Origin of the sequence: Janibacter terrae, assembly GCF_039636765.1 — a bacterium.
GTDB classification, from domain to species: domain Bacteria; phylum Actinomycetota; class Actinomycetes; order Actinomycetales; family Dermatophilaceae; genus Janibacter; species Janibacter terrae.
Genome location: NZ_CP144167.1, coordinates 224,269 through 250,072 on the forward strand (window position 1 = coordinate 224,269; position 25,804 = coordinate 250,072).

General features: G+C 71.5%; 26 protein-coding genes. 10 read left to right on the plus strand and 16 right to left on the minus strand.

Annotation, left to right across the window (positions count from 1 at the left end):
• Positions 1-16: 16 nt before the first annotated feature.
• Both V3C34_RS01140 and V3C34_RS01145 read right to left on the minus strand, forming a co-directional pair.
• Positions 17-592 (minus strand): TIGR00730 family Rossman fold protein, encoded by a 576-nt coding sequence (locus V3C34_RS01140; protein ID WP_346007829.1) that lies wholly within the window; start codon positions 590-592, stop codon positions 17-19.
• A 9-nt stretch (positions 593-601) separates the two neighbouring features.
• Entirely contained in the window at positions 602-1,024 is a 423-nt protein-coding gene (locus V3C34_RS01145) for an SRPBCC family protein (protein WP_346007830.1), read from the minus strand.
• A gap of 65 nt (positions 1,025-1,089) precedes the next feature.
• Between V3C34_RS01145 and V3C34_RS01150 the strand changes: the two genes are divergently transcribed.
• Together V3C34_RS01150 and V3C34_RS01155 are read left to right on the plus strand one after the other, a co-directional pair.
• Entirely contained in the window at positions 1,090-1,965 is an 876-nt protein-coding gene (locus V3C34_RS01150) for an oxygenase MpaB family protein (protein WP_346007831.1), read from the plus strand.
• 52 nt (positions 1,966-2,017) lie between these two features.
• Positions 2,018-2,683, plus strand: a complete 666-nt coding sequence (locus tag V3C34_RS01155; protein ID WP_346007832.1) for a DUF6766 family protein — start codon at positions 2,018-2,020, stop codon at positions 2,681-2,683.
• A 1-nt stretch (position 2,684) separates the two neighbouring features.
• Here V3C34_RS01155 and V3C34_RS01160 read toward each other — a convergent pair whose 3' ends face one another.
• The gene (locus V3C34_RS01160) at positions 2,685-3,287 is read right to left on the minus strand and encodes a TetR/AcrR family transcriptional regulator (protein ID WP_346007833.1); all 603 of its coding nucleotides are present in this window, start codon (positions 3,285-3,287) and stop codon (positions 2,685-2,687) included.
• A 92-nt stretch (positions 3,288-3,379) separates the two neighbouring features.
• On the opposite strand from V3C34_RS01160, the gene V3C34_RS01165 reads away from it, so the two are divergent.
• A complete protein-coding gene (locus tag V3C34_RS01165; RefSeq protein WP_346007834.1) occupies positions 3,380-4,549 on the plus strand; it encodes a sterol desaturase family protein in 1,170 nt (389 codons plus the stop codon).
• Between the two features lie 16 nt (positions 4,550-4,565).
• Here V3C34_RS01165 and V3C34_RS01170 read toward each other — a convergent pair whose 3' ends face one another.
• Genes V3C34_RS01170 through V3C34_RS01200 form a run of 7 tightly spaced genes read right to left on the minus strand, consistent with a single transcriptional unit; the run spans position 4,566 to position 10,549 of the window.
• Positions 4,566-5,786 carry an NAD(P)/FAD-dependent oxidoreductase gene (locus V3C34_RS01170; RefSeq protein ID WP_346007835.1) on the minus strand — a complete coding sequence of 407 codons (1,221 nt, stop codon included), beginning with the start codon at positions 5,784-5,786 and terminating at the stop codon, positions 4,566-4,568.
• Positions 5,783-6,106, minus strand: a complete 324-nt coding sequence (locus tag V3C34_RS01175; RefSeq protein ID WP_346007836.1) for a 2Fe-2S iron-sulfur cluster-binding protein — start codon at positions 6,104-6,106, stop codon at positions 5,783-5,785. The genes V3C34_RS01170 and V3C34_RS01175 overlap by 4 nt, the downstream gene beginning before the upstream one ends.
• Positions 6,107-6,130: 24 nt before the next feature.
• The gene (locus V3C34_RS01180; RefSeq protein WP_346007837.1) at positions 6,131-7,621 is read right to left on the minus strand and encodes a glutamine synthetase family protein; all 1,491 of its coding nucleotides are present in this window, start codon (positions 7,619-7,621) and stop codon (positions 6,131-6,133) included.
• Positions 7,622-7,675: 54 nt separating this feature from the next.
• A complete protein-coding gene (locus tag V3C34_RS01185) occupies positions 7,676-8,368 on the minus strand; it encodes a type 1 glutamine amidotransferase (protein WP_346007838.1) in 693 nt (230 codons plus the stop codon).
• Positions 8,365-8,661 (minus strand): hypothetical protein, encoded by a 297-nt coding sequence (locus tag V3C34_RS01190; RefSeq protein ID WP_068328263.1) that lies wholly within the window; start codon positions 8,659-8,661, stop codon positions 8,365-8,367. The genes V3C34_RS01185 and V3C34_RS01190 overlap by 4 nt, the downstream gene beginning before the upstream one ends.
• The gene (locus tag V3C34_RS01195) at positions 8,661-9,251 is read right to left on the minus strand and encodes an aromatic-ring-hydroxylating dioxygenase subunit beta (RefSeq protein WP_338539224.1); all 591 of its coding nucleotides are present in this window, start codon (positions 9,249-9,251) and stop codon (positions 8,661-8,663) included. Before V3C34_RS01195 ends, V3C34_RS01190 begins: the two co-directional genes overlap by 1 nt.
• Complete coding sequence (locus V3C34_RS01200; RefSeq protein WP_338539223.1) at positions 9,248-10,549, minus strand: aromatic ring-hydroxylating dioxygenase subunit alpha; 1,302 nt, start codon at positions 10,547-10,549, stop codon at positions 9,248-9,250. Before V3C34_RS01200 ends, V3C34_RS01195 begins: the two co-directional genes overlap by 4 nt.
• 255 nt (positions 10,550-10,804) lie before the next feature.
• Here V3C34_RS01200 and V3C34_RS01205 point away from each other — a divergent pair, with 255 nt between their 5' ends.
• On the plus strand, positions 10,805-11,563 hold the full coding sequence (locus V3C34_RS01205) for a FadR/GntR family transcriptional regulator (RefSeq protein ID WP_346007839.1): 759 nt from the start codon (positions 10,805-10,807) through the stop codon (positions 11,561-11,563).
• A 12-nt stretch (positions 11,564-11,575) separates the two neighbouring features.
• Here the strand turns inward: V3C34_RS01205 and V3C34_RS01210 are convergent, their stop codons facing one another.
• The 5 genes from V3C34_RS01210 to V3C34_RS01230 form a co-directional block, all read right to left on the minus strand.
• Complete coding sequence (locus V3C34_RS01210) at positions 11,576-12,331, minus strand: ABC transporter ATP-binding protein (protein WP_346007840.1); 756 nt, start codon at positions 12,329-12,331, stop codon at positions 11,576-11,578.
• Positions 12,328-13,395, minus strand: a complete 1,068-nt coding sequence (locus tag V3C34_RS01215) for an iron chelate uptake ABC transporter family permease subunit (RefSeq protein ID WP_346007841.1) — start codon at positions 13,393-13,395, stop codon at positions 12,328-12,330. Before V3C34_RS01215 ends, V3C34_RS01210 begins: the two co-directional genes overlap by 4 nt.
• The gene (locus V3C34_RS01220) at positions 13,388-14,293 is read right to left on the minus strand and encodes an ABC transporter permease (protein WP_346007842.1); all 906 of its coding nucleotides are present in this window, start codon (positions 14,291-14,293) and stop codon (positions 13,388-13,390) included. The genes V3C34_RS01215 and V3C34_RS01220 overlap by 8 nt, the downstream gene beginning before the upstream one ends.
• A 74-nt stretch (positions 14,294-14,367) precedes the next feature.
• Positions 14,368-15,342, minus strand: a complete 975-nt coding sequence (locus tag V3C34_RS01225; protein ID WP_346007843.1) for a siderophore ABC transporter substrate-binding protein — start codon at positions 15,340-15,342, stop codon at positions 14,368-14,370.
• 122 nt (positions 15,343-15,464) lie between these two features.
• Positions 15,465-16,301 (minus strand): maleylpyruvate isomerase N-terminal domain-containing protein, encoded by an 837-nt coding sequence (locus V3C34_RS01230; RefSeq protein WP_346007844.1) that lies wholly within the window; start codon positions 16,299-16,301, stop codon positions 15,465-15,467.
• 69 nt (positions 16,302-16,370) lie between these two features.
• On the opposite strand from V3C34_RS01230, the gene V3C34_RS01235 reads away from it, so the two are divergent.
• Positions 16,371-17,159, plus strand: coding sequence for a PIG-L deacetylase family protein (locus tag V3C34_RS01235; protein WP_346007845.1), 789 nt, complete (start codon positions 16,371-16,373; stop codon positions 17,157-17,159).
• 4 nt (positions 17,160-17,163) lie between these two features.
• Here the strand turns inward: V3C34_RS01235 and V3C34_RS01240 are convergent, their stop codons facing one another.
• On the minus strand, positions 17,164-17,820 hold the full coding sequence (locus tag V3C34_RS01240) for an HAD-IA family hydrolase (protein ID WP_345914027.1): 657 nt from the start codon (positions 17,818-17,820) through the stop codon (positions 17,164-17,166).
• A gap of 50 nt (positions 17,821-17,870) precedes the next feature.
• Between V3C34_RS01240 and V3C34_RS01245 the strand changes: the two genes are divergently transcribed.
• The 5 genes from V3C34_RS01245 to nrfD all read left to right on the plus strand — a co-directional run bounded on the left by V3C34_RS01245 (position 17,871) and on the right by nrfD (position 25,803).
• Positions 17,871-18,644, plus strand: a complete 774-nt coding sequence (locus V3C34_RS01245; RefSeq protein WP_345914026.1) for an HpcH/HpaI aldolase family protein — start codon at positions 17,871-17,873, stop codon at positions 18,642-18,644.
• Positions 18,645-18,664: 20 nt separating this feature from the next.
• Positions 18,665-20,185 carry an SDR family NAD(P)-dependent oxidoreductase gene (locus tag V3C34_RS01250; RefSeq protein WP_346007846.1) on the plus strand — a complete coding sequence of 507 codons (1,521 nt, stop codon included), beginning with the start codon at positions 18,665-18,667 and terminating at the stop codon, positions 20,183-20,185.
• 67 nt (positions 20,186-20,252) lie between these two features.
• The gene (fdh, locus tag V3C34_RS01255) at positions 20,253-23,555 is read left to right on the plus strand and encodes a formate dehydrogenase (protein WP_346007847.1); all 3,303 of its coding nucleotides are present in this window, start codon (positions 20,253-20,255) and stop codon (positions 23,553-23,555) included.
• The gene (locus V3C34_RS01260; RefSeq protein ID WP_068426379.1) at positions 23,555-24,664 is read left to right on the plus strand and encodes a 4Fe-4S dicluster domain-containing protein; all 1,110 of its coding nucleotides are present in this window, start codon (positions 23,555-23,557) and stop codon (positions 24,662-24,664) included. The genes fdh and V3C34_RS01260 overlap by 1 nt, the downstream gene beginning before the upstream one ends.
• Positions 24,661-25,803, plus strand: a complete 1,143-nt coding sequence (gene nrfD / locus V3C34_RS01265; RefSeq protein ID WP_068426381.1) for an NrfD/PsrC family molybdoenzyme membrane anchor subunit — start codon at positions 24,661-24,663, stop codon at positions 25,801-25,803. Before V3C34_RS01260 ends, nrfD begins: the two co-directional genes overlap by 4 nt.
• Position 25,804 lies beyond the last annotated feature (1 nt).

Sequence of the window (25,804 nt, forward strand, 5' to 3'; positions counted from 1 at the left end):
ACGCTACTCGGAGCGCTCAGGTGAGCGACCGGAGCACCCGGGTCCCGACCCCGCGGGCCTCCAGCCCCTCGAGGGCGGAGTCCAGGTCGGTCGCCACGACGATGTCGTCCAGGCTCGCCGGCGACATGAAGCCGGCCTGCGAGATGCCGCGGAGGGAGTCCAGCAGCGGCGTCCAGAAGCCGTCGACATCGAGGAAGCCCACCGGCTTGTCGAGCAGACCGATCTGCCGCCAGGTCCACACCTCGAAGATCTCCTCGAGCGTGCCCATCCCGCCGGGCAGCGCGAGGAAGGCGCTCGTCAGGTCCGCCATGAGCGCCTTGCGCTCGTGCATGGTCTCGACGACGTGCACCTCGGTGAGGTCGTCGCGGCCCCACTCGCGCTCCACCATGAAGGAGGGGATCACACCGATGACCTCTCCCCCTGCGTCGAGCGCACCCTGCGCGAGCGCGCCCATGAGGCCGGACCCGCCCGCGCCGTAGACCACGCCGATGCCGCGCCCAGCGAGGTCGGACCCGACCGCGTGCGCCAGCTCGACCCACCTGGGGTCGTTGCCGGGGGTGGAACCGCAGAAGCAGGTCAGTCGCTCGATCACCCGTCGACCCTATGCGGCCGGCGGTGACGGCTCCTCGGCGACGAGTCGTCGCAGCGCCATCCGCGCGATCGGCGCGTAGGCGAGCGCGAGCGGCCGCGGCGCCGCGATCTCGACCCACGCGCTGCTCCCCCTTCGCCCTGCGTCGACGCCGTGGCGCATCCGCACCCGGAGCGGGGCCGGCCCGGGCGTCCAGACCCAGCGCAGCGCCTCGTCGTCGACCGCCTCCACGACGAAGGGGACGCGGAGCCCGAGCGGGCCGCGCACGACCCCTTCGCCATCGGCGGTGATGCGTCCGGGCGGGTGGTCGACGCCCCGGATCTGCGGTGCCCAGCCGGCCCACAGGGCGGGCGTCGTGTACCTGCGCCACACCTCGTCGACGGCCGCCGAGCCCTCCGCCCGGACGCGAAGGGGGCGCCCCGGACCGCTCGTCATCCTCGACCTGCACGGGTGGCCATGCGTCGACACTACGGCCGACCGGGCGACCGTAGGCTGAGTGAGTGGCCCCGGATCCCCGCACCCTCACCGCACGGACGGTCGGCGCTGCGCAGCGACGTCTGGCCACGGCGCTGCGCAGCCGGGTCGCGGGCCCCGACGCGCACGAGGCCGCAGCCCGCATCTGGGACACCCCCGGGCCGCGCTGGTTCACCCGCGAGGACCCGATCTGGCGGGTCCACGGGGACGCGTCGATGTTCACCGGGGGTGTCGCCGCCCTGCTGCTGCAGTCGCTGCACCCCTCGGCGATGGCGGGCGTCGCCGGGCACAGCGGGTTCCGCGGCGACCCGTGGGGCCGGCTGCAGCGCACCAGCCACTACCTCGCGACGACCACGTACGGCACGGTCGAGCACGCCGAGCAGGCGATCGACGTCGTGCGGGCGGTCCACGCGCGCGTGCGCGGCACGAGCGACCTGGGCGTCCCGTACGCCGCGGACGACCCGCACCTGCTGCGCTGGGTGCACGTGGCGGAGGTGTGGTGCTTCCTGCGCGCGCACCAGCTCTTCGGGGCGCGGCCCCTCACCGTCGAGGAGGAGGACACCTACGTCGCCCAGACCGCGGTCCCGGCGCTCCGCCTCGGCGCCCGCGACCTGCCGATGTCGGTGGCCGAGCTCGAGGTCCAGCTCGCCGACTACCGGCCCGAGCTCGTCGTGACCGAGGCGGCCCGGGACGCGGCGACCTTCCTCCTGCGCGAGCCGCCCCTCCCGCTGGCTGCTCGTCCCGGATACGCCCTCATCGCCGCCGGCGCCCTCTCGGTCCTGCCGCCCTGGGCGGGCGAGATGCTCGACCTGCCGGCGACCCGCGGGGGTCGGCTCACGCTCGCCCGCGCCGCGGGCCACACCTCCACCCGGTTGGTGCGGTGGGGCATGGCCGGCAGCTGACGCGCGAAGCCCTCGGCGGGGCATCTGGCAGGCAGTGGACCATCATGGCCAGATGAGCCGATCATGGATTCGTGACCACGCGCTGCTGCTGGCCAACCTCGCCCTGTTCGTGATCTTCCTCGTGGGCATGGTCGTCGCCGGCACCAGCGTCTACAACGAGACGCAGATGGAGCACGGCCAGCCGGGCACATCGCTCCTGGGCTACCTCAAGACGCCCGACTTCGTCGAAGCGGCCTTCGAGAACTGGGAATCCGAGTTCTTGCAGATGGGGATGTACGTGCTCCTGACAGCCAAGCTCGTCACGGTCGGATCCTCGGAGTCCAAGCCCCTGGAAGGGTTCGAGGGCGACGAGGACCCGCGCGACCATGCGCACGACCCCGACGCCCCGGGACCGGTGCGTCGCGGTGGGTGGCTGCTGCACCTCTACGAGCACTCCCTGGGCTTGTGGTTCCTCGCGTGGTTCCTGATCAGCATCGTCCTGCACGCACTCGGCGGGGCGGCGGCCTACAGCGAGGAGCAGGTCCAGCACGGCGGCGAGCCCGTCGGGGCGTTGTCGTACGTGACCACGAGCCAGTTCTGGTTCGAGTCCTTCCAGAACTGGCAGTCGGAGTTCCTCGCCGTCGCGGCGATCGTCTTCGCCTCGATCTGGCTGCGGCAGCGCGGGTCAGCGGAGTCCAAGCCCGTGCACGCGCCGCACCGGCAGACTGGTAGCTCCTGACTCACCCACCGGGCAGCGTGACGACGGCCAGCAGTCGCGCGAGCCGCTCGGCCATGTCCTCGGCGGTGTGGTCCTCGTGCTCCTGCCACCACGTCACCGCGGCGTCGACGATCGACTCCCAGATGTGGTCGAGCAGGTCGTGGTCGAGTGGGTCCTCGAGCCCCGCCGCGGCGAGCACGTCGCGGGTGCCGACCGTGCCCATCGTGCGCAGCCGGACCCGGTGGTCCATGGCGAGCGCGGCGGCGGCGGAGCCGGCAGGCAGGGTCTCGTCGTTGATGAGGGCCCAGGCGTGCCGGTGCTCGGCCATCGCGGAGAAGATGGCGGTGAAGGTCTCCTGCGCCCGCCGGCCCGGGTCGCTGGCCGTCTGGGCCGCGGCGATCGAGGAGACGAGCGGGGGCCCGACCTCCTCGAGGCAGGCGGCCGCGAGGTCGGCCTTGGACCCGAAGACGTTGTGCACCATCGCCTTGGACACGCCGGCCCGCTCGGCGATGTCGGTCATCGAGGCGCCGTCGTAGCCCTTGCGGCCGAGCTCTTCGACGGCGGCCTGCACGAGCTGCCGCCTGCGCTCGGCGCGGGCGACCCCCTTCGTCCCGATCGTGCTCACCGGACCTCCTGTCGTGGTGCGGCACATCTTGTCACCGACCCGAACTGACTCTATGGTCAGTTCGTCCCGTCCCGAGGCGAAGGAGCCCCGACATGGCACGACCCGACCTCACCGTGCTCGCCATCCCGGCCTTCATCGGCGCGATGGGCGCCGAGCTGTGGTGGCAGCGCCGGCACCCGGCCGCACCGGGCGAGGAGCGTGCGGGCGACTACGAGCTGGGCGACACGATCGCCTCGCTGACGATGGGAGTCGGCAGCCTCGTCACCCCCTTCGTCACCGGCCCGCTCCTGCGTCGCCTCACCCCCGGCAGCACGAAGGGGGGCACCGCCCTCCTCGCCCTCGGCGCCGCCGCGGGCGCGGCCACGACGGTCGGGGACGTCCTGCGCCGCCGCCGCGAGCACGGCGGCACCCTCCCGGAGGCCGGCACCCTGCCCTCCGACGCGGCACCACCGGTCACCGTGCGCTCCCGCGCCGACGCCCTCGGCCTCCTGACCGCTGGCTCGGCCGTCGCCGCGGTCGCCTCGACGGCCGTCGCCGCCGCCACCGTCTGGACCGCTCAGACCTCGGCCACGCGGCTGGCGCGGCTCGCCCCCTTCGGCCTGCGCACGGGTGTGGCGAGCTACCTGCTCGGGATCGCCGGCTGGGACTTCATCTACTACTGGAACCACCGCCTGTCCCACGAGTCGCGCTGGCTGTGGGCCGTGCACGTCGTGCACCACAGCAGCGAGCGCTACAACCTCTCGACCGCCCTGCGGCAGCCGGTCGCCGAGGGCTTCACGATGGCCGTGCCGTACGGGCTGCTCGCCCTCGCCGGCGTGCCGCCGAGGTACATCGAGGACGCGCGGGCGCTCAACCTCATCTACCAGTTCTGGATCCACACCGAGGCGGTGCGCTCGATCGGCTGGCTTGAGCGGGTGCTCAACACCCCGAGCCACCACCGGGCCCACCACGGCAGCCAGCGGCAGTACCTGGACATCAACCACGGCTCGATCCTCATCCTTTGGGACAAGCTCTTCGGGACCTTCGAGCCCGAGGTCGAACGCGTGCGCTACGGGCTGACCCGCAACATCGAGACCTTCGACGTCAGGACGATCGCCACGCACGAGTGGCGGGACATCGCCACGGACGTCGCCACGGCCCCGACCTGGGCCGACCGCTTCGGGTTCCTGCTGCGCGGACCCGGGTGGGCCTACGAGCGCCGTGCCGAGCTGGCCCCTGTCGCGGAGCCGGTCAGCCGGGTGTCGGAGCCGGTGGCGGGCTGAGCGGGCCGGCACGGCCTCACCCCAGGAGCAGGTCCCGCATCGACACCTCAGGGTCGGCGAGCCGGGTCCGGTCGAGCTGCTGCCCGTGGTGCAGGGCCCGCCGCCCGACCATGAAGTCGCGAGGCCGGTTGACCGTGGCGACCCCGCGGAAGCTCCCGTCCTCACGGAAGGCGAGGACCGCCAGGTCATCAGCGCCCTCGCGCACGACACAGTCGTCACCCGGACCGACGATCCCGGCCATCTGCAGGTGCAGATCGGCCTGGTCCGACCAGAAGAACGGCACGGTCGCGTACGGCTGCTGCTGCCCGAGGATGGACGCGGCGACCGTCTTGGCCTGGTCGATGGCGTTCTGGACCGACTCCATCCGACCGACGAACTCGACGTGCCCGCCGTTGGTGCAGTCGCCCGCGGCGTACACACCCGGCAGGGTGGTCCGGGCGAACTCGTCGACGACGATTCCCTGGTCGACCTCGGCGCCGATCGCCTCGGCGAGCTCGGTCCGCGGGGCAGCACCGACACCCACGACGACGAGGTCCGCCGGCAGGCTCGCGCCGTCCTCGAGCACCACCTCGAGCCCGCCGTCGGCCTGCCGCAGCCCGGCGATCCGCGCGTCGAGATGGAACTCGATCCCGCGAGCCTGATGGTGCTGCTGCACGAACGTCGAGATCTCCGGTGGTGCAGCCCGCCCGAGCAGCCGCGGCGCCGCCTCGAGCACGGTGACCGCACACCCACGGGCTCGAGCGACGGCGGCCGCCTCCAGCCCGATGAACCCGCCACCGACCACGACGACCCGCTGCGCGCTCGCCAGGCCCTCGGCGAGCCGGTCGGCGTCCTCGAGGTCCCGCAGGACGTGGACCGCGTCACCGGTGAACCCGGGCAGGGTGAGCGACCGGGGCGCTGCGCCGGTCGCCAGCACCAGGTGGGCGAAGGGGAGGTCCGCGCCACTGGTCGTGGTGGCGCGGCCCCCTCCGCCGGGCTCGAGGGTGACCGCCTCGACCCGGTCACCGGTGATGACCGTGATGTCCTGCGCCTCGTAGTACGAGTCGTCCCGCAGGACCAGGCTCTCCCGGTCCGCCTCACCGGCGAGGTACGCCTTCGACAGCGGCGGGCGCTGGTACGGGGAGATCGCCTCCTCGCCGACGATGACGACCGGGTCGGGGTAGCCCCCTTCGCGCAGTGACTGCGCGACCTGGGCGCCCGCCTGGCCCCCGCCGATGATGACGACGCCGGCGTTCATTCCTGCTCCGGAGCGATCGTGACCGACAGCCCGTCGAGCTCTTCGCTCAACTTGATCTGGCAGGACAGTCGGCTCGTCGGCCGCCGCGGGGCGACGGCCTCCTCGAGCATCTCGTCCTCCCAGTCGTCCGCTCCGCCGACCTGCGTCGCGAACTCCTCGTCGACGTAGACGTGGCAGGTCGCGCAGGAGCAGGCTCCGCCGCACTCCGCGACGATGCCGGGCACTGCGTGCTTGACGGCCGTCTCCATGAGGGAGCTGCCGGGCCTGCCGACGACCTCGTGGAGCTCGCCCGAGGGGGACGTGAGCCGGACGGTGATCATGATCGTTCTCCTTGGTTGTGCGGGTCAGAACTTCTCGAAGTACTCGCGGTGCTCCCAGTCGGTCACGCCGTTGACGTCGGCCTCCCGGTCGGGGTTGCTCGCGACCCACTCCTCGTACCGCCCCACCTCGAAGCGCTTCATCGTCACCAGGTAGTCGATGAAGCTGCTGCCGAAGGCCTCCCGGAAGAAGGAGTCGCTCTCGAGTGCGTCGATCGCGCTGCCGAGCGACTGCGGCAGCTGCGGCACGTCGGCCGCGTAGGGGTCGATGCTCGCGGCGCCCGGGTCGGTCTTGCGGCGGATGCCGTCGAGGCCGGCGGCGACCTGCGAGGCGATGTAGAGGTACGGGTTCGCGCTCGGCTCCCCGACGCGGTTCTCCACGTGAGAGCTCGGGTCGCCGGGGTTGGAGATGACCCGCATGAGGGCGGCCCGGTTGTCGTTGCCCCAGGTGAGCCGGTCGGGGGCCAGGGAGTACGGACGGCGACGACGGTAGCCGTTGACGGTCGGCGTGGTGAAGACCGAGGCCGCCTGCGCGTGCGCGAGGGTCCCGCCGATGTAGTGCATGCCGACGTCCGAGAGCTCCTGGCCCTCCCCCGGGACGAAGGCGTTGGCGCCGGTGACATCGTTGAGCGAGGTGTGCAGGTGCCACCCGCTGGCGTAGAAGCCCGCGATCGCCGGGGTGCACATGAACGACGCCAGGTGCCCGTTGCGCTTCGCGACCTGCTTGACCGCCATCCGGAAGAGGGTCACCGAGTCGGCCGCCTCCAGACCGGGCAGCACGTCGAATGTCGACTCCACCTGGCTGGGTGCCCACTCGTCGTCGGTGGAGCGCAGCGGCAGCCCGAGCGCCTGGACCGCGCGACGGATCGGGCGCAGCTGCTCGTCGATCTCGTCGAGGTGGTCGTCGAGCAGGTAGCTGTACCCGCGGGCGACCGGCGCGACGATCGGGGCGTCGGCGGCGATGCCGGGTGCTCCGAGCGAACCGTTCACCACGTTGTCATCGAGCAGCCGGGTGAGGTACCACTCGATCTCCAGGCCGGTGACGAGGTCGTACCCCTCGCTCTTGAGGTCCGCGAGGGTGCGCTTGAGGATCGAGCGCGGCGAGAACGGGAACGGGGACCCGTGGCGGGAGTACAGGTCGCACATCACCCAGCCGGTGCCCTCGGCCCACGGCAGGACCCGGAAGGTCGGGATGTCGGGGACCATGACGACATTGGGTGAACCCGCCAGCTCGGGGATGCCGAAGCCGCCGTCGGGCGAGAACGGGTTGAACACGATCCCGTTGGCCGTGTCGAAGAAGTACGGCGCCATGGTGATCTCGATGCCACCCTTGAGCGCGCTCTCGAAACCGTCGCGAGACATGCTCTTGCCGCGCAGCTGACCGTGCTGGTCGGGCCAGGTCATCCGGATCGCGTCGAGACCGAGCTCGTCGATCCGCGCGAGGAGCTCGCTCGCCGCGGCGCGCTGCTCCTCCGAGTAGATGCCGTGCCGCTCGATGAAGTTGCTGGTTGCACTCATGTGGGTCTTCTTTCGTGGGGAGATGGGTCGCCGTCCGGCCGCAGGTGGGCCGGCTTACCGGTGGGTCCAAGGGGGGAGGTCCAGCCAGCCGCCGATGAGGGCGGCCGCCGCGGCGCGGGAGGTCGGAGCGGCGGCCTCTGCGTCGGCGAGCATGGCGTCGACGTCGAGCCCCGCCGCGCGCAGCTTGGGGCCCTCCCGGGCGATCAGGTCCCGGATGCCGTCCGGGGAGATCTCGGGATGGAACTGCACCGCCAGCGCGCTCCCGAGGGACCAGGCCTGCGGGTAACGGTCGGTGGTGGCGAGGATGTCGACCCCCGGCGGAGGCTCGAAGGTGTCGCTGTGGAACGAGAAGAAGGTCCCGTCCATGGCATCGGACAGGGGGTGCTCGACGTCGGTGCGGCGCACCTGCGTCTGCCCGTACTCCAAACCCTGCGTGCCCGGCACCGCCGCCCCGCCGAGCACGTGCGCCAGGATCTGCGACCCGAGGCAGATGCCGAGGGTGGGGGCGCCCGCGTCGATCGCGGCGCGGGTCCACTCCATCTCTGCGACGAAGGGAGGATCGTCCAGCTCGTCGTACACGCTGGTCGGTCCGCCCAGGACGACGACCCGCTGCGGGTCGTCGGGCAGGGTCTCGCCGCCGAAGGTGTGCACGATCCGGTGCGGCATCCCGCGAGCGTCGAGCTCCTCGATGATCCACGCGACGTCGGGGGTGTCGATGTGGCTGATGATGATCGTCTCGTCGGTCACCGGGTGTGCTCCACCGTGGTGTGCCAGGGGCGCCAGTGGTCGACCTCGGCGAGGGCGCCGAGCAGCCCGACGGCCTCGTCCCGGTCGACCGCCACGAAGCTCTCGTCGGGGACGACCTCGTAGACCGAGTGGTCCCAGAAGTGCATCGCCCGGACCTGGACGGCGAGCTCGTCGAGCGCGACGAGGCGCCGTCCCTGGCGCTCGACGACGGCTTCGAGCGCGGCGCACCGGTGGCGCAGGCGTTCCGTCTCCGACCGCAGCTGTGCGATGGCGTCCTGCAGCTCGTCGGACATCACAGCACCAACGTGAGGTTCTCGTGGCCGTGCTCGGAGTCGAGCAGGTTGGTCTGCTTGAGCACGATCTCCCAGCCCTCCCCCTTCGGCCGCAGCACGTGGCCGCACCATCCGGAGTAGAGCTTGGTGACGCCGGCGCGGAACTCGGTGACCAGGACGTTGGAGCGGATGAACCGCAGCCCGCTGGTGGTGTCGTCGAGGACCTCGACGTTGGTGATCAGACGACGGGTGCGCGATCGCGGGATCTGGCAGTAGGCCAAGCCGGTGCGCAGCCAGTGCACCCGGTCGGTGAGCCGGCGGCGGTCGTCGAAGGCGTGGCTGACCTCGCGACGCGGGTCGCCGGAACCGGCGGTGATCGGCACCCAGTAGAGGCAGTCGTCCGAGAAGAGGTCGATCCACTCGTTGAACCGGCCTTCGTCGACGTACCGCGCCTCCCGGTGCAGGTAGGCCGCCGCTTCCGCGGTCGTCGTCGGGTCGGCGATCGGCCAGTCCTCGCCGAGGGTGGCGACGAACCCGGTGAGCCGCTCGTACCAGGCCTCGTCGACGTGGTACGACCAGCGGGAGGTGTCCGAGTAGTCGGTGGCGGTCATCGGCCGGCTCCTTCCATGAGACGGGTCCACTCGGCGTAGTACCCCCGCATGTGCAGCTCGTCGGTCACGGGGCTGAGTCGGCGACCGTGCTCGTCGGTACCGTCCCAACCCTCGACACCGAGCCCACGGTTCATGAGGATCCACTCGACCTCGCCGATCCCCAGGCCGATCTGGGCCTCCTCGAAGTTGGCCTGGTCGTCCGGCTCACCGAAGGCGGGGAAGTCCTCCTGGGTGCGCATGCGCATGGTGTTGACCAGCTCCGGGACACCCTCGACAGTGCTGGCCCACCAGACGAGCTCGGTCTGGTCGATCGCCAGCGGTTCGACGACCTGCACCTGGTTGCCGATGATCAGCAGGTTGGGGAAGATGCTGAGGTTGATCATCGAGCCCGAGCACAGGTCGAGGTACTGGTCGGCCTCGTCGGGGTACCGCTCCCGCAGGGTCTCCTCGATCCACTCGCGGCCCGGTTGGGGACGCTGGTTGCGCCAGATGTCGCCGGGGGCAGCGAAGTTGGTGCGCTGGTCGATGACGCTGTGCCCGTTGCCGAGCTGACGGACCGTCATCGTCCCCTCGTCGGGGCTCTTGCCGAAGTAGGCCATGTCCTTGCTGTCACCGAGGCGACCAGCCATGTCGAGCAGCGAGCGGTGCGAGAACGCAGGGTGGTACCCGTCGCCGGCGTTGTCGAAGGCGAGCTTCCAGTTGCCGCGGTAGGCCATCCGGTGGGCGGCGCTGCGCAGCTGGACCTGCCCGGTGGGCGCACGGTCGATCCAGTAGTCGAGCCATTCGGTCGCGCCGGCGAGGTGCTCGGTCAGCGACGGCGCGTCCATCGAGAGGGTGCCGAAGATGAAGCCGCGGTAGGACTCGACGCGCGGGACCGCCGTGAGACCGAGCTCGGACTTGTCGAAGTCCTCTCCATAGCCCCCGGGCCAGGGCACCCCGACCAGCTCGCCGGTGTTGCGGAAGGTCCAGCCGTGGTACGGGCACTGGAACTGCTTGGCGATGCCCGAGTCCTCGCGGCAGACGGTCGCGGCGCGGTGGGAGCACCTGTTGAACAGTGCCCGGATCTCGCCCTTGCGGTCGCGGGTGATGAGGAGCGGGCGGAGGCCGAGCTTCGCGCGGAAGAACGAGTTGGGCTCGGGGAGCTGGCTCTCGTGGGCGAGGTAGACCCAGGTCTGCCCGAAGATCACCGCCATCTCCCGGGCGAAGACGGTGGGGTCGGTGTACAGGTCCCGATGGACCCGGTCGGGCTTGACCAGGTTGGACCAGGACCTCGTCGAGGTCTCACGCGTGACGGTCATGCAGGCTCCTTGTCAGGCTGACGACCGAAGGGGTTCGTCACGGCCGGTAGGCCTATGACGTTGTCCCACGTCCGGCCCGGCGTAAAGGAAGAAAACTTGCCGTAAGGGGGAGCGGAACGGTCGGGTGCCTGCCGGCCGGCACCGAGTAGCCTGCAGGCAGTCGTCTGGTGAGCGAGAGGTGGCTGCGCGATGATGCGCGGAACTGGCGAGGACCCGAGTTCCCCTGCGCCCCAAGGCAATTCGACTCCCGTCGAGGTGCGCCCGCTCGACCCTCGACTCAACCGCAAGGTGCTGAGCGCGGTCCAGCAGATCTCGACCTTGCTGACGGAGTCCATCCTCGACGGCTCGTTGCGCCCCGGTGACCGGTTGCCCTCCGAGGACGTCATGGCCGAGAACCACGGAGTGAGCCGACCGACGATGCGCCTGGCGCTGCGAGCGCTGCGCGTCAAGGGGGCCATCCGGGTGGTCCGGGGGCCGAAGGGAGGGCACATCGTCGAGGACATCGACCCCGCCGTCATCGCGGACGGGTTGAGCGGTCGGATGAGCCTGGCGCTCGACGGGGCGGAGCTGACCTACGACCAGATCTCAGAGGTCCGCGACGAGCTGGAGCTGTTGTCGGCGCGGCTGGCCGCGCAACGCCGGACAGACACCCAGCTGCACGACCTGCTGGCACTGGACGAGCAGCTCGGGCTGTCTCCGGCGGACCGGGGGGTCGGCCTGGAGGATGCGGTGCGGTACGACATGCACTTCCACCGACGGTTGGCGGAGTGCAGCAACAACCCCCTGCTCGTCGCCTTCGCGAGCGGCTCGATCATCGCCTTCCAGGACCGCGACATCGCCCCTCTGGGCCTCGACGGCGAGAAGCTCCTGGTGCACCTGGACCTCGTCCGGGCGGCCGTGGTCGCCGGCGACCCGGTTGCCGCCGAGACCGCGATGGGGCGTCACCTTGCCGACGCCCGTCCGCCCCGCGCGCGGTTCGTGGCGCCGCGGCAGGTCGAGCCCGGCGGTGGCTGACTCCCCCGCGACTCAGTAGTACACGGCGAGCGGGCCGTTGGGCCCGGCGACCACCTGCACGTCGGTGTCGAAGACCCGCGTGAGCACCTCGTCGGTCATGATCTCCTCCGGCGTGCCGAACTCGACGACCCGCCCCTCCTTGACGGCGCAGATCCGGTCGGCGTAGTGCCCGGCGAAGTTGATGTCGTGGAGCACGACGATGATCGTGCGGCCCAGCTCGGTCGCTGCCCGACGCAGCAGGCGCATCATGTGCACCGAGTGCTGCATGTCGAGGTTGTTGAGCGGCTCGTCGAGCAGCACGTAGTCGGTGTCCTGCGACAGGACCATCGCGACGTAGGCCCGCTGCCGCTGCCCGCCGGAGAGCTGGTCGAGGTAGCGGCCCTCGAGCTCGGTGAGGTCGAGGAAGTCGATCGAGCGGGAGATGACCTCCTCGTCCGCGACGGTCAGCCGGCCCTGCGAGTGCGGGAACCGTCCGAAGCCCACGAGCTGGCGCACCGTGAGCCGGGTGATGAAGTGGTTCTCCTGCCGCAGGATCGAGATGATCTTGGCCAGGTCCTTGGACGCGGTGCTCGCGATGTCGTAGCCGGCCACCTCGATGCTGCCCTCGTCGAGGTCGAGCAGGCGCCCGATCATCGTCAGCAGCGTCGACTTGCCGGCGCCGTTGGGCCCGACGAGCGCGGTGACGCCCCCGGCCGGGATCTCGAGGTCGACCGGCCCGATCGTCACCTCGCTGCCGTAGGTCTTGCGGACATCGGTCAGGGTGATCACAGGCGCCCCTTGCGGAGGATGACGACGAGGAAGACGGTGCCACCGACGAGCTCGATGATGATCGAGACGACGCCCTGCGCGTAGAACACGTGCTTCATGACGACGTAGGCCCCGCAGAGCACGACGAAGCCGGTGAGCACGGCGACGGGGAAGATCCGGCGGTGGTCGTAGGTGTCGGCGAACTGGTAGGCCAGCGTGGCGACGAGGAACCCGAGGAAGGTCATCGGCCCGACGAGCGCGGTCGAGACGGCCATGAGGACCGAGACGAGCAGGAGCGTCGTCATCAGCTCGCGGCGGTGGTCGACCCCGAGGTTGGTCGCGGCGTCGCGGCCGAGGGCGACGACGTCGAGACGGTGGGACCGCCACCACAGCATCGCGGCCGCGGCGACGCACAGCGGGACGGCGACGGGGAAGTACCCCGGGTCGGCGTTGGCCATCGACCCGAACATCCGCGCGGTGAGGACGTCGAACTCGCTCGGGGTCAGCATCCGCCGCATGAAGGAGGACACCGACGCGAGCCCGCCGCCGATCACGATGCCGATGAGCAGCATGATCTGCACATTGCCGTAGCGCCCGGAGAGCAGCCACCCGTAGAGGGCGAGCGACAGGCCGACCATGACGGCGACCTGCAGGACGAACTGCGGCAGCCCCGTCATCATCCCCAGCCCGGCGACGCCGAGGAAGTAGACGGCCGCGGTCTGCACCGCGACGTAGAGCGACTCGAACCCCATGATCGAGGGCGTGATGATCCGGTTGTTCGTCACCGTCTGGAAGCTCACCGTGGCGATCGCCTGGCAGACGGCGACGACCGCCATGGCCACGAGCGAGCTCGCCCGCAGCTCGGCGACGAGCCAGAAGCCCCGCGACCCGACCGGCATCGGGTTGTCCCAGGCGAGGTGCCCCAAGGCGGAGCCGAGGGCGAGGACGACGAGAACGGCGAGGACGACCCGGTAGCGCCGGCGGGCGCGGACTGTGGGAAGGGGGCCGGACGCACGTCCGCCCGTGGTCACCACCGGCTCGGTGGTGACCGGGGTGACGCGGGCCCGTGCGGGTGCCTCAGCCACGACGGCGCTGCCTGAGCAGGAGGGCGATGAAGACGACCGCCCCGACGACGCCCAGGATGAGCGAGACCGGCACCTCGAAGGGCGCGATGATCGTGCGGCCGACGAGGTCGCAGACCGTGACGATGCCGATGCCGAGCAGGCAGACCCACGGCAGGTTGCTGCGCAGGTCGTCCCCGCGGAACATCGAGACGATGTTGGGGACGATCAGCCCGAGGAAGGGCAGGTTGCCGACGACGACGGTGACGACCCCGGTGGCGACGGCGATGAGGCAGGTGCCGATCAGGATGACCCGGTCGTAGTCGAGCCCGACGTTGGTCGAGATCTCCTCGCCGAGCCCCGCGACGGTGAACCGGTCGGCGACGACGAAGATCGCGACGGCCACGAGGGCGACGACCCAGAGCACCTCGTACTGCCCACGCAGGACCGAGGTGAAGCTGCCCGCGAACCAGATGCCGAGGTTCTGCAGCATGTCGGTCTGCAGCGCGACGAAGGTCGAGACCGACCCCACGACCGCACCCAGCATGATCCCCACGATCGGGACGATGAGCGAGGACCTGAGGGTCACCCTGCGCAGGAAGAGGAAGAAGACCATCGTGCCGATGAAGGCCGCGACGACCGCCCCGACCATCCGCTCCATGAGGCTGGCGCCCGGGAAGAGGATCATCACCGTCAGCAGCCCCAGGCCGGCCCACTCCGTGGTGCCGGTGGTCGTCGGCTCGACGAAGCGGTTCTGCGTGAGCAGCTGCATCACCAGGCCAGACATCGCCATCGCGGCACCGGCGAGGACGAGCGCGACCGTGCGCGGGATGCGGGTGATGGCGAACATCTCGCCGCCGCGCTCCCCGCCGAAGATGTCGTAGACGCCGGTGAAGAGGGACAGGACGAGGAGCCCGCCCACGGCGAGGGCGCCGAGGGCGAGCTTCGCGTCGAGGAGGCGCCCCTTGGTGACGGCGCGCCCGGCGGTCGTCGTGCTCAGCTCTTGTCCTCGAGCGCGTCGGCGAAGGTCGTGAAGAACTCGGTGAAGGTCTGGATGCCCTCGTTGGTGTAGCTGTCGGCGGGCATGAAGACGACCTGGCCCTCGGAGACCGCGGTGACGTCCCGCAGCGCGTCCGAGTCCTCGATGAGCTGCTTCGCGGGCGTGTAGCCCTCCTCGTCGGCGGCGACGGCGGCGTCCCGGTCCATGACGAGGATCCAGTCGGGGTCGGCCTTCGCGATCGCCTCGACGGAGACCTCGTCACCCTGGTGGTCGTCGCTCGCGCCCTCGACCTCGAGCGCCGGCTCCAGGTCGAAGAGGTCGAAGACCGGGCCGAGGGTCTGGCCGACGGTCGGCGCGATGTAGCCGAGCTCGCCACCCGAGGTGTTGATCGCCATGACGGTGTCGCCGGGCTGGTAGGCCGCCTCGACCCGGGCGACCTGCGCGTCCAGGTCCCGGCCGAGCTCTTCGGCCTCGCTCTCCTTGCCGAAGACCTCACCCAGGACCTCGGTCTGGCGCTTGAGCTCGGCGTCGAGCGGCTCGCCCTCGCGCGGGTCGAGGTTGAGGAAGGCGGCGTCGGGCGCGAGCTCCTTGAGCTTGGCCTCGTGCTGCGTGAAGCGCTGGCCGTTGATGACGAGGTCCGGCTCGGCCGCGACGATCGCCTCGAGGTCGGGCTCCCGGTGGGTACCCAGGTCGACGATGGCGTCGTCCTCGACGTACTCGATGGTGTCGGGCATCAGGCTCACGGCGGCGGCGGAGAGGTCGATGCCCCAGTCCGAGAGCGTCTCGAAGGTGCGGTTGTCCGTCGCGACGACCGAGGTCGGCGGCGCCGGGACCTGCTGGGTGCCGTGGTTGTCGGTCACCTCGATGGTCTCGCCGGAGCCTCCCCCGGCGGCGTCGGTCTGCCCGCCGCAGGCGGAGAGGGTGAGGGCGAGGCCGCCGACGAGGGCGAGCGAGCGGGTGCGCGTCAGCACGAAGGGAGGTCCTTCCGGAAGGGCGTCGCCGCACGGCCACGCCCACGAGGCGATCAGGTCGTGTGAGGTTAGCCTAACCAAATAGTCCGCTCGCACCCCGGTCCCGCACTGCGGGACACCGGTCAGCCGATCGGGGCGCCCAGGATCGCCACGAGCCGCTCGTGGACGCCCTCGTCGCCGTCGACGGCGAGGGCGTCCTCGATGCCCCGGTGCCACAGCCACAGGTCGACCTGCTCGGCGCTGCCACGGACCGTCACGTCCGCGGCGCCCGTGTGCTCGTGCAGGGCGGGGTCGAGCACGGCGAGGTCGTCGACGTCGACGACCTCGCCCGAGCGCGGGTCGCGCCCGGCGAAGCGCCCGAGCCCGACGAGCAGTCGCCGTCCGACGTCGGTGAGCTCGACGACCACGCGCGTGCCGTCGGGCGTGAACCGCCCCCACCGGGGGTGGGAGCCGTACATGACGTCGAGGCACTCGAGCACCCCGTCGGCCGCGAGCACCGGGTCGAGCGGGGTCCGCGCGCCCACCGTCAGCTCGGCGTCGACGCGGTGGACCAGCGCCTCGTGCGCCTGCCGACGCATCGTGAAGCCGACGGTGTGCAGCCGCGGGTCGGCACTCCAGGACCAGGCACCGTCGGCCGGGTCGGCGTTGCGCAGGCGCAGCAGCAGGTCCTCGTGCGCCTGGTCGTAGAAGGCGAGCACGCCCGCGTGGCCGCCCGGCCGGTGCGGCTCGGGGTAGGACTCGGGCCCCTCGGGTCGCTGGGCGATCACCCACGCCCAGAAGTGCTGCACGTCCCCGCCCAGGTGCCACAGCAGGTCCTCGGCGCTCCAGTCGGGGCAGCTCGGCACCCGCAGGTCCGGGTCGGCGTCGGCGAGGCACTCGCGGAACCGGCGGCTCTCCCGCTCGATCGCGTCCAGGTAGCGGTCGAAGGGGAGCCAGTGGGCCTGCACGTCGGCGTTCATGGGGCGAGACTTCCCCCCTTCGGGCTCGTCGGCAACCGGGGTGACGGCGCGCCGGTGCACGATGGTCCGGTGACGACCACCGTCTTCTTCCACGCCCATCCCGACGACGAGGCCAGCGGGACCGCCGGCTCGATGGCCCTCGCCTCGCGCGCGGGGGGCCGGGTGGTCGTCGTCTACGCGACCCACGGCGAGCACGGCACCGTCCCCGACGACCTGGGCGAAGGGGGGAGCCTCGCCGAGCACCGCCGGCGCGAGGCCGACGCGTCCGCGGCGATCACCGGCACGGCCCGCGTCGAGTGGCTCGGGTACGCCGACTCCGGGATGACCGGGTGGGAGGAGAACGGTCACGAGAGCGCCTTCCACTCCGCCGACCTCGACGAGGCCGCCGGGCGGCTGGCCGCGGTCCTCGACGACGAGGACGCGGACGTGCTCGTCGGCTACGACTGGCACGGCGGCTACGGCCACCCCGACCACGTCAAGGTCCACCACGTCGCCCACCGCGCCGCCGAGCTCGCCGCCCGCCGGCCCCGTCTGCTCGAGGCGACCATCAACCGCGACCGCCTGCGCGAGCAGCTCGCCGCGGCCCGCTCGCTCGGCATCGACCCGGGGTTCGACGCCGACGCCCCCATGGACGACGGCAACCCGATCGGCCTGCCGCAGCACGAGATCCACCACGCCGTCGACGTCACCGAGGTCATCGACCTCAAGCGGGCCGCCCTGGCCGCCCACGGCTCGCAGTCCGACGTGCAGGAGATGCTGGCGATGCCGCCGGAGGTCTTCGCCGAGGCCTTCGGCGTCGAGCACTACGCCGAGCCGGGCCGCCCCGAGGGGATGGCGCGCGACCTCCCCTTCGTCTGAGCGGTCAGCGCAGGCGCACGCGCACGCGGCCGTCGACGACCTCGAAGGTCACGTCGGCCAGCGAGTCCACGACGAGGTCCGCGTCCGCGAGGGCGTCGGCGCCACTCGTCGTCGTCACCGCGAGGACCGCGCAGCCGGCCGCCCGGGCCGCGGCGACGCCGCTCGGGGCGTCCTCGCAGACGAGGCACTCGGTCGGGTCGACCCCCAGACGCTGCGCCGCGAGGAGGAAGGGGTCGGGGTGCGGCTTGCCGCGCTCCACGTCGTCGAAGGTCACCACCTCGTCGATGCCGATCTCGGCGGCGGTGAGGCGGACCCGGGCCAGCTCCCGGGTGGCGGAGGTCGCGACGGCGACCGGCACGTCGACGAGCGCCGCGAGCGCGTCGTGCACACCGGGCAGCGCGAGGACGTCCTCGACGTCGTCGACCTCGAGCCGCTCGATCCGCGCGAAGGCGTCGTCGGGGTCGAGGTGGGGCGCGACCGAGGCGATGATCGCCGGCGCGGGCATCCCGTGGTGACCGACGAGGGCCACCGGGTCGACGCCGTGCTCGATCGCCCACCTCACCCACGACCGCTCGACCGAGCCGGTGGAGTCGACGAGCGTGCCGTCGTTGTCGAAGATCACCGCGGCGAAGGTGCGGCCGTCGAAGGGGGTGGAGTCCATGGCACGACCTTAGGGAGACCCTAGGGTGGACCCGAACCACGGAGGTCACCATGTACGCGTCTTCATCCGGGTCGAGCGCCGAGGACCAGCCCCGGCGGGCCGCCATCGGGCCCGACTCCCGCGGCCTGTGGCTCATGGGCAACGACGTCGACCTCGCCCGGCGGCTCGCCGGCACGGGCTTCGACTGGCTGGCGCTCGACGCCCAGCACGGGGCGATCGACCGCTCCGCCCTCGTCGACCTCGGACGGGCCCTCGGCGACGTCGGCGCCAACTTCGTCGTCCGGGTGCCCGGGGTCGACCACGCCTGGATCGGGGCCTCCCTCGACGCCGGCGCCGCGGGCGTCGTCATCCCCTCCGTCGCCTCGCTCGAGGACGCGCGCGCCGCGGTACGGGCCGCCTTCTACCCGCCGCTCGGCGAGCGCAGCTGGGGCCCGCTCACCCCGATGTGGGACGGCTACGCGCCGGACGCGGAGCGCGCCAACGCCCAGGTGCAGTGCGCCGTGATGATCGAGACCGCCGGGGCGCTCGAGGCGGTCGAGGAGATCGCGGCCGTCGACGGGGTCAACCTCCTCTTCCTCGGACCGGTCGACCTCTCCCTCGCCCTCGGCGTGCCGATGGCGCAGATGCTCGCCGACACCTCCCCGAGCGGTCCGGTGCCCCGGATCCTTGCGGCGGCCCGCCGCCACGGCACCGACGTGGCGGCCTTCGCCGGCCACCCCGACCACGTCCCCGCGCTGCGCGCCCTGGGCATCACCCGGGTCGCGGTCGCCACCGACATAGCCCTGGTCGCCCTGGGCGCCGAGGCGGTCCTCGACCTCACCTGAGCCACGTATCCTCGGACGTCGTGAGTGACGTGCAGCTGGACCGTGCCGTGGACGGCGTCGACCCCGATGACCTGGCCACCACCCTTCGCGTCCTCGGGATGCTCCACGAGCTGCCACCCGGCCACGAGGACATCGCCACGGTCAAGCGCGCCGCGGGCTCGATGTACAACCGGGTGAAGAAGGCCCGCCGGCGCGAGGCCCGGCAGGCCGAGCGCGGCCCCAAGATGGCGCACGACCAGGCGATCCTGGACCGGACCGCGACCGGCTCACCGCTGCGCATCGACGACGAGACGAAGGGGATCCCGCTCGCCCCGACGAGCGAGGGCCGCTTCGTCGGGGAGCTGCAGATCCCCCGCGGCTGCTACATGTGCCACGCGGACTACACGCTCGTCGACGCCTTCTACCACTGGCTCTGCCCGGACTGCGCGGCCCGCAGCCACGTCCGCCGCGACCAGGGCACGGACCTGCGCGGCCGCCGCGCGCTGCTCACCGGCGGCCGGGCGAAGATCGGCATGTACATCGCCCTGCGGCTGCTGCGCGACGGCGCCGACCTGACGATCACCACGCGCTTCCCCCGCGACGCCGCGCGACGCTTCGCCGAGCTCGCCGACTCCCCCGAGTGGATCGACCGGCTGACGATCATCGGCATCGACCTGCGCGACCCCACCCAGGTCGTTGCCCTCACCGACGAGGTCGCTGCCGCAGGACCGCTCGACATCCTCATCAACAACGCCTGCCAGACGGTGCGCCGCTCCCCCGGCGCCTACTCGCACCTCGTCGACGGCGAGTCGCAGCCGCTCGAGACCGGTGGCGTCACACCGCGGATGCTGACCTTCGACCGGGTGAGCGAGGCACACCCGGCGGCCCTCATCGGGACCCTGGGCTCGCACCCGGTGCCGCACGCCGACGTCGCCACGCAGAGCGCCGCCGACCTCACCCGCCTGGCCCTCTCCGCGGGACACGCCTCGCTCGAGGCGCACCTCGCGGGCACCGCGGTGGACGCCGGCGGGCTGCTGCCCGACGTCGTGGCGACCAACTCGTGGAAGCAGACCGTCGACGAGGTCGACCCGCTCGAGCTGCTCGAGGTGCAGATGTGCAACTCGGTCGCCCCCTTCCTCCTCGTCTCCCGGCTCCGGCCGGCGATGCGTGCGGCGGTCGAGCGCCGTCGTGCCGAGGTCGGCGACGCGGCCCGGGCCTACGTCGTCAACGTCTCCGCGATGGAGGGGCAGTTCTCCCGGCGGTACAAGGGCGCCGGGCACCCCCACACCAACATGGCCAAGGCCGCGCTCAACATGCTGACCCGCACGTCGGCGGGCGAGATGTTCGAGACCGACCGCATCCTCATGACCGCTGTCGACACGGGGTGGATCACCGACGAGCGCCCGCACCACGAGAAGCTCGAGATCGCGGCGCAGGGCTGGCACGCCCCGCTCGACCTCGTCGACGGCGCTGCCCGCGTGTACGACCCGGTCGTGCGCGGCGAGCGCGGCGAGGACCTCTACGGTGTCTTCCTGAAGAACTACGAGCCGTACGCCTGGTGACCCGTCGCGGGGTGTTTGGCGCTACGGTGAAGAGCGTCACACCACGTCGACGAAGGGAGCAGCGGCCATGGCACCGAAGGACTCGACCTTCCTGGGCTGGCCCGTGCTGCGTCAGCTGGCATCGGGCGACTTCCTCGGCCGCGGCAACGCGGTCACCTCGCGCAGCACGAGGGAGATGGAGCCGCGCACCTCGACGGCCGACCGTGTCGTGCAGAGCGTGTGCCCCTACTGCGCCGTCGGCTGCGGCCAGCGCGTCTTCGTCAAGGACGAGCGGGTCGTGCAGATCGAGGGCGACCCGGACTCGCCGGTGAGCCGAGGGCGGTTGTGCCCCAAGGGTGCCGCGAGCGAGCAGCTGGTCAACTCCCCCTCGCGTCAGACCCACGTGCTCTACCGCGCGCCGGGCGCCACGGAGTTCCAGCGGATCGAGCTCGACGAGGCGATGGACATGGTCGCCGACCGGTATCTCCAGGCCCGCGCCAACAAGTGGCAGGAACTCGACGACCAGGGTCGTCGGCTGCGCCGCACGATGGGTATCGCCTCGCTCGGGGGAGCCACCCTCGACAACGAGGAGAACTACCTCATGAAGAAGCTGTACACGGCTTCGGGAGCGATACAGATCGAGAACCAGGCGCGTATTTGACACTCCGCCACGGTTCCCAGTCTGGGATCCTCCTTCGGGCGCGGCGGCGCCACCCAGTCCCTCCAGGACATGGCCAACGCGGACTGCATCATCATCCAGGGATCCAACATGGCCGAGTGCCACCCCGTGGGGTTCCAGTGGGTGTCCGAGGCGAAGGCACGCGGCGCGCGCGTCATCCACATCGACCCGCGCTTCACCCGCACCTCGGCGATCGCTGACACGCACGCCGCGATCCGCGCCGGCACCGATGTCGTGCTCCTCGGCGCCCTGATCAACCACGTCCTGGCCAACGACCTGTACTTCCGCGACTACGTCGTCGCGTACACCAACGCGGCGACCCTCGTCGGCGAGGACTTCGTCGACACCGAGGACCTCGACGGCGTCTTCTCCGGGTACGACCCGGAGACCGGCACGTACGACATGTCCTCGTGGGCGTACGAGCAGCGCGCGTCCGAAGGGGGCGACGACGACATCGACGGCCCCTCCGGCAGCAACGAGCACGGGTCGAGCAAGCGGGCCCGGGCCGCGGGCGACCAGCACGGCGCCTCCGGTCCCCCGCTCGAGCACGCGCGCGTCGTCCGGGACGAGACCCTGGAGCACCCGCGCTCGGTCTTCCAGGTGCTCAAGCGCCACTACGCGCGCTACACGCCCCAGATGGTCGAGGACGTCTGCGGCATCCCGCAGTGGCAGTTCCACGAGATCGCCAAGGCGCTCACCGACAACTCCGGGCGCGAGCGCACCACCTGCTTCGCCTACGCGCTGGGCTGGACCCAGCACAGCCTCGGCGCCCAGTTCATCCGCACGGCCGCGATCCTGCAGCTGCTCATGGGCAACATGGGACGTCCGGGCGGCGGGATCATGGCGCTGCGCGGCCACGCGAGCATCCAGGGATCGACCGACATCCCGACGCTCTTCAACATCCTCCCCGGGTACCTGCCCATGCCGATGGTGGGCAAACACGACACCTACGAGGAGTACCTGAGCAGCATCTCCTCGCCCCTGCAAAAGGGCTTCTGGACCGAGGCGCCGTCCTACACCGCCAGCCTGCTCAAGGCGTGGTTCGGCGATGCCGCGACGCCCGAGAACGACTTCTGCTACGACTACCTGCCCCGGCTGACGGGTGCCCACGGCACCTACCAGACGGTGATGTCGATGCTCGACGACGAGGTCGAGGGCTACTTCATCCTCGGCCAGAACCCCGCGGTCGGCTCGGCCCACGGCAAGATGCAGCGGCTGGCGATGACGCACCTGAAGTGGGTCGTCGTGCGCGACTTCCAGCTCATCGAGTCGGCGACCTTCTGGAAGGACTCCCCCGAAATCGCCAGCGGCGAGCTGAGGACGGAGGACATCGACACCGAGGTCTTCTTCTTCCCGGCCGCCAACCACGTCGAGAAGTCCGGGACGTTCACCCAGACCCAGCGGATGCTCCAGTGGCACCACCAGGCGGTCCAGCCGCCCGGCGATGCCCGCAGCGAGCTCGAGTTCTTCCACGAGCTCGGCGTGCGCATCCGGGAGCGCCTCAAGGACTCGACCGACGAGCGCGACCGCCCGCTGCTCGACATGACCTGGGACTACCCCAAGGACGAGTTCGGCGAGACCGATGCCGAGGCGGTCCTGAAGGAGATCAACGGCTACTACCTCACCGGTGAGCGCGCGGGCCAGACCCTCGACAAGTTCGCCGACATGCGCGCGGACGGCTCGACCTCCGGCGGGTGCTGGATCTACACCGGCGTCTTCGCCGGCGGGGTCAACAAGTCCGCCAACCGGGTCCCCGGGCGCGAGCAGGACGAGACCGCCCTCGAGTGGGGCTGGGCCTGGCCGATGAACCGCCGCATCCTCTACAACCGCGCGTCCGCTGCCCCGGACGGCACGCCCTGGAGCGAGCGCAAGAAGTACGTGTGGTGGGACGCCGACGCCGGGAAGTGGACGGGCAAGGACGTCCCCGACTTCCCGGTCGACCGCGACCCGTCCTTCCGGCCCGACCCGGAGCAGGGCGGTCCGGCGGCGATCGCCGGCGACGACCCCTTCATCATGCAGGCCGACGGCAAGGGCTGGCTCTTCGCACCCAAGGGGATGGTCGACGGTCCCCTGCCGACGCACTACGAGGCGCAGGAGTCACCGGTCGACAACCCGCTGTACTCGCAGCAGCGCAACCCGGCCCGCCTGGTGTACCCGCGCAAGGACAACCTGTGGAGTCCCTCGGGCGACGAGCCGGGGGCGGAGGTCTACCCCTTCGTCTTCACGACCTACCGGCTCACCGAGCACCACACGGCCGGCGGCATGAGCCGGTGGCTGCCGTACCTGTCCGAGCTGCAGCCCGAGATGTTCTGCGAGGTCTCCCCCGAGCTGGCCGAGCAGCAAGGCCTGGTCAACGGCGAGTGGGCGACGATCGTCTCCGCGCGCAGCGCGATCGAGGCCCGCGTGCTCGTCACCGAGCGGATGACCCCGCTGACGATCCGCGGTCGCACGGTCCACCAGATCGGGCTCCCGTACCACTGGGGTGTCGGCCGCGACGCGGTCGTCGAGGGCGACGGCGCCAACGACCTGCTCGGCATCGCGCTCGACCCCAACGTCCAGATCCAGGAGTCGAAGGTGGGTTCCTGCGACATCATCCCGGGCCGCCGGCCGCGCGGCGAGGAGCTGCTGCGCTTCGTCGCCGAGTACCAGTCCCGCTCGGGCACGACGGTCGAGACCGGCAACACCCGCCGCGACGAGCAAGGAGCGCACTGATGGGCTACCTGTCACGCCAGCTCTCGGGGGAGACCAACCCGGCGGTGGACGCCGGGTGGGCCGACGCCCCGGAGCGCAAGGGCTTCTTCACCGACACCTCCATCTGCATCGGGTGCAAGGCCTGCGAGGTCGCCTGCAAGGAGTGGAACGGCATCCCGCTCGACGGGCTGGCCATCACCGGCAACTCCTACGACAACACCGGCGACCTGGGCGCGAGCACGTGGCGGCACGTCGCCTTCGTCGAGCAGACCAAGGACCGCATCGAGGCCGCGCGCGAGTCCGGCCGCAAGCTCGTCGACCTCGGGATGCCCGCGCTCGGCGCCCCCACGGCCGACCCCCCTTCGGGCGGGGCCCCTGCGGGCTACGGCACGCTCCCGGCACCGATCGAGGGCCACGGGCCGGCGCTGGGCGACATGCTCACCGAGAAGGCCAACATCGAGGCCGGCGGCACCGGTGACCACGGGCTCACCGTGGACGGGGTGCCGATGGTCGGGCCGGTCCCGGAGTTCCGCTGGCTGATGTCCTCCGACGTGTGCAAGCACTGCACCCACGCGGGCTGCCTCGACGTCTGCCCGACCGGCTCGCTCTTCCGCAGCGAGCACGGGACCGTCGTCGTGCAGGCCGACATCTGCAACGGGTGCGGCTACTGCGTCGGGGCCTGCCCCTTCGGGGTCATCGAGCGCCGCAACGACCAGAGCGTCTCGGTGACGGCCGACGACCACGTGCCACACGTCGGCGTCGCGCAGAAGTGCACGCTCTGCTACGACCGGCTCGGCCACGACCAGACGCCCGCGTGCGCGCAGACCTGCCCGACGACGTCGATCAAGTTCGGCGCGCACGACGACATGGTCGCGACCGCTCGCGAGCGCGTCGTCCAGCTGCACGAGCAGGGCTTCACCGAGGCGCGCCTGTACGGCGCCAACGAGCAGGACGGCGTCGGCGGCACCGGCTCGGTCTTCCTGCTGCTCGACGAGCCCGAGGTCTACGGGCTCCCGCCGGACCCGGAGGTGCCGAGCAAGCGGCTGCCCGAGATGTTCCGGGCCGCCGGCTTGGCCGGTGTCGGGCTCCTCGGCGCGGTCGCCGTCTCCTTCATCGGGGGCAGGTCGTGACCACCTCCCCCTTCGACGCCTACCGCCCGCCCGAGGAGGGCCGCCGCAAGCGCCGCCGTGACTCCGGCGTCCGTGGCGCGGTGACCGGCGCGGCCCGGGACCTCGCGAAGGGCGGTCAGCGCAGCTGGCTCTCCCGCGACGGTGGTGGCCGGCGCGAGGCGCCGGCCGTCCCGGACGCGGAGTTCTCCAGCTACTACGGCCAGCCGATCGTCAAGCCGGTCCCGTGGGACCACAAGATCTCCGCGTACCTCTTCGTCGGCGGCATCGCCGGCGCCTCCGGCATCATCCAGGCGGGTGCCGCAGCCACGGGCAACACGGTCCTGCAACGCAGCTCGCGCCTGACCGCGATGACCTGCGTCGCCCTCAGCGGTGCCGCGCTCGTCGCCGACCTCGGCCGGCCGGAGCGCTTCCTCAACATGATGCGCACGGTCAAGCTCACCTCGCCGATGTCGGTCGGCACCTGGATCCTGTCGGCCTACGCGGGATTCGCCGGGGTGACGACCGCCTCCGAGGTCCTCCGGCTGCTCCCTTCGCGCGGCCCGGTCGCGGCCCTCACCCGCGTCACCGACGTGCTCGGCGTCCCGTCGACGATCGGGCAGGCCGCCTTCGGCGCGCCGCTCGCGGCGTACACCGCGGTCCTGCTCTCCGACACCGCGCACCCGGTGTGGCACGAGAGCCGGCGGGAGCTCCCCTTCGTCTTCGTCGGGTCGGCGGCACTCGCCTCCGGCGGGATCCAGATGGTCCTCAACCCCACCGGCGTCGCAGGGCCGGCTCGCCGGCTCGCCCTGGTGGGGGCGGCGACGGACCTCGCCGCGATGCACCGGCTCGAGGAGCACCTGGCGCACCTCGACATCGACGAGCCGGTGACGTCCGGGCAGGGAGCCGGCAAGCTGCGACTGGCCAAGGGGCTCGTCATCGCGGGCGGGCTCGGCACGCTGCTCTCCGGGCGCAGCCGTCTGCTCGCCATCGCCTCCGGCACGGCCCTGGCGGCGGCCTCCGCGCTCACGCGCATGGGGGTCGTCGAGGCCGGGATCGAGTCCGCCAAGGACCCCAGGTACACCGTCCGCGTCCAGAAGGCTCGCCTCGAGGCGCGGCGCGAGCAGGGGATCGTCCACGACAGTGCCGTCACCGTGCGGTAGC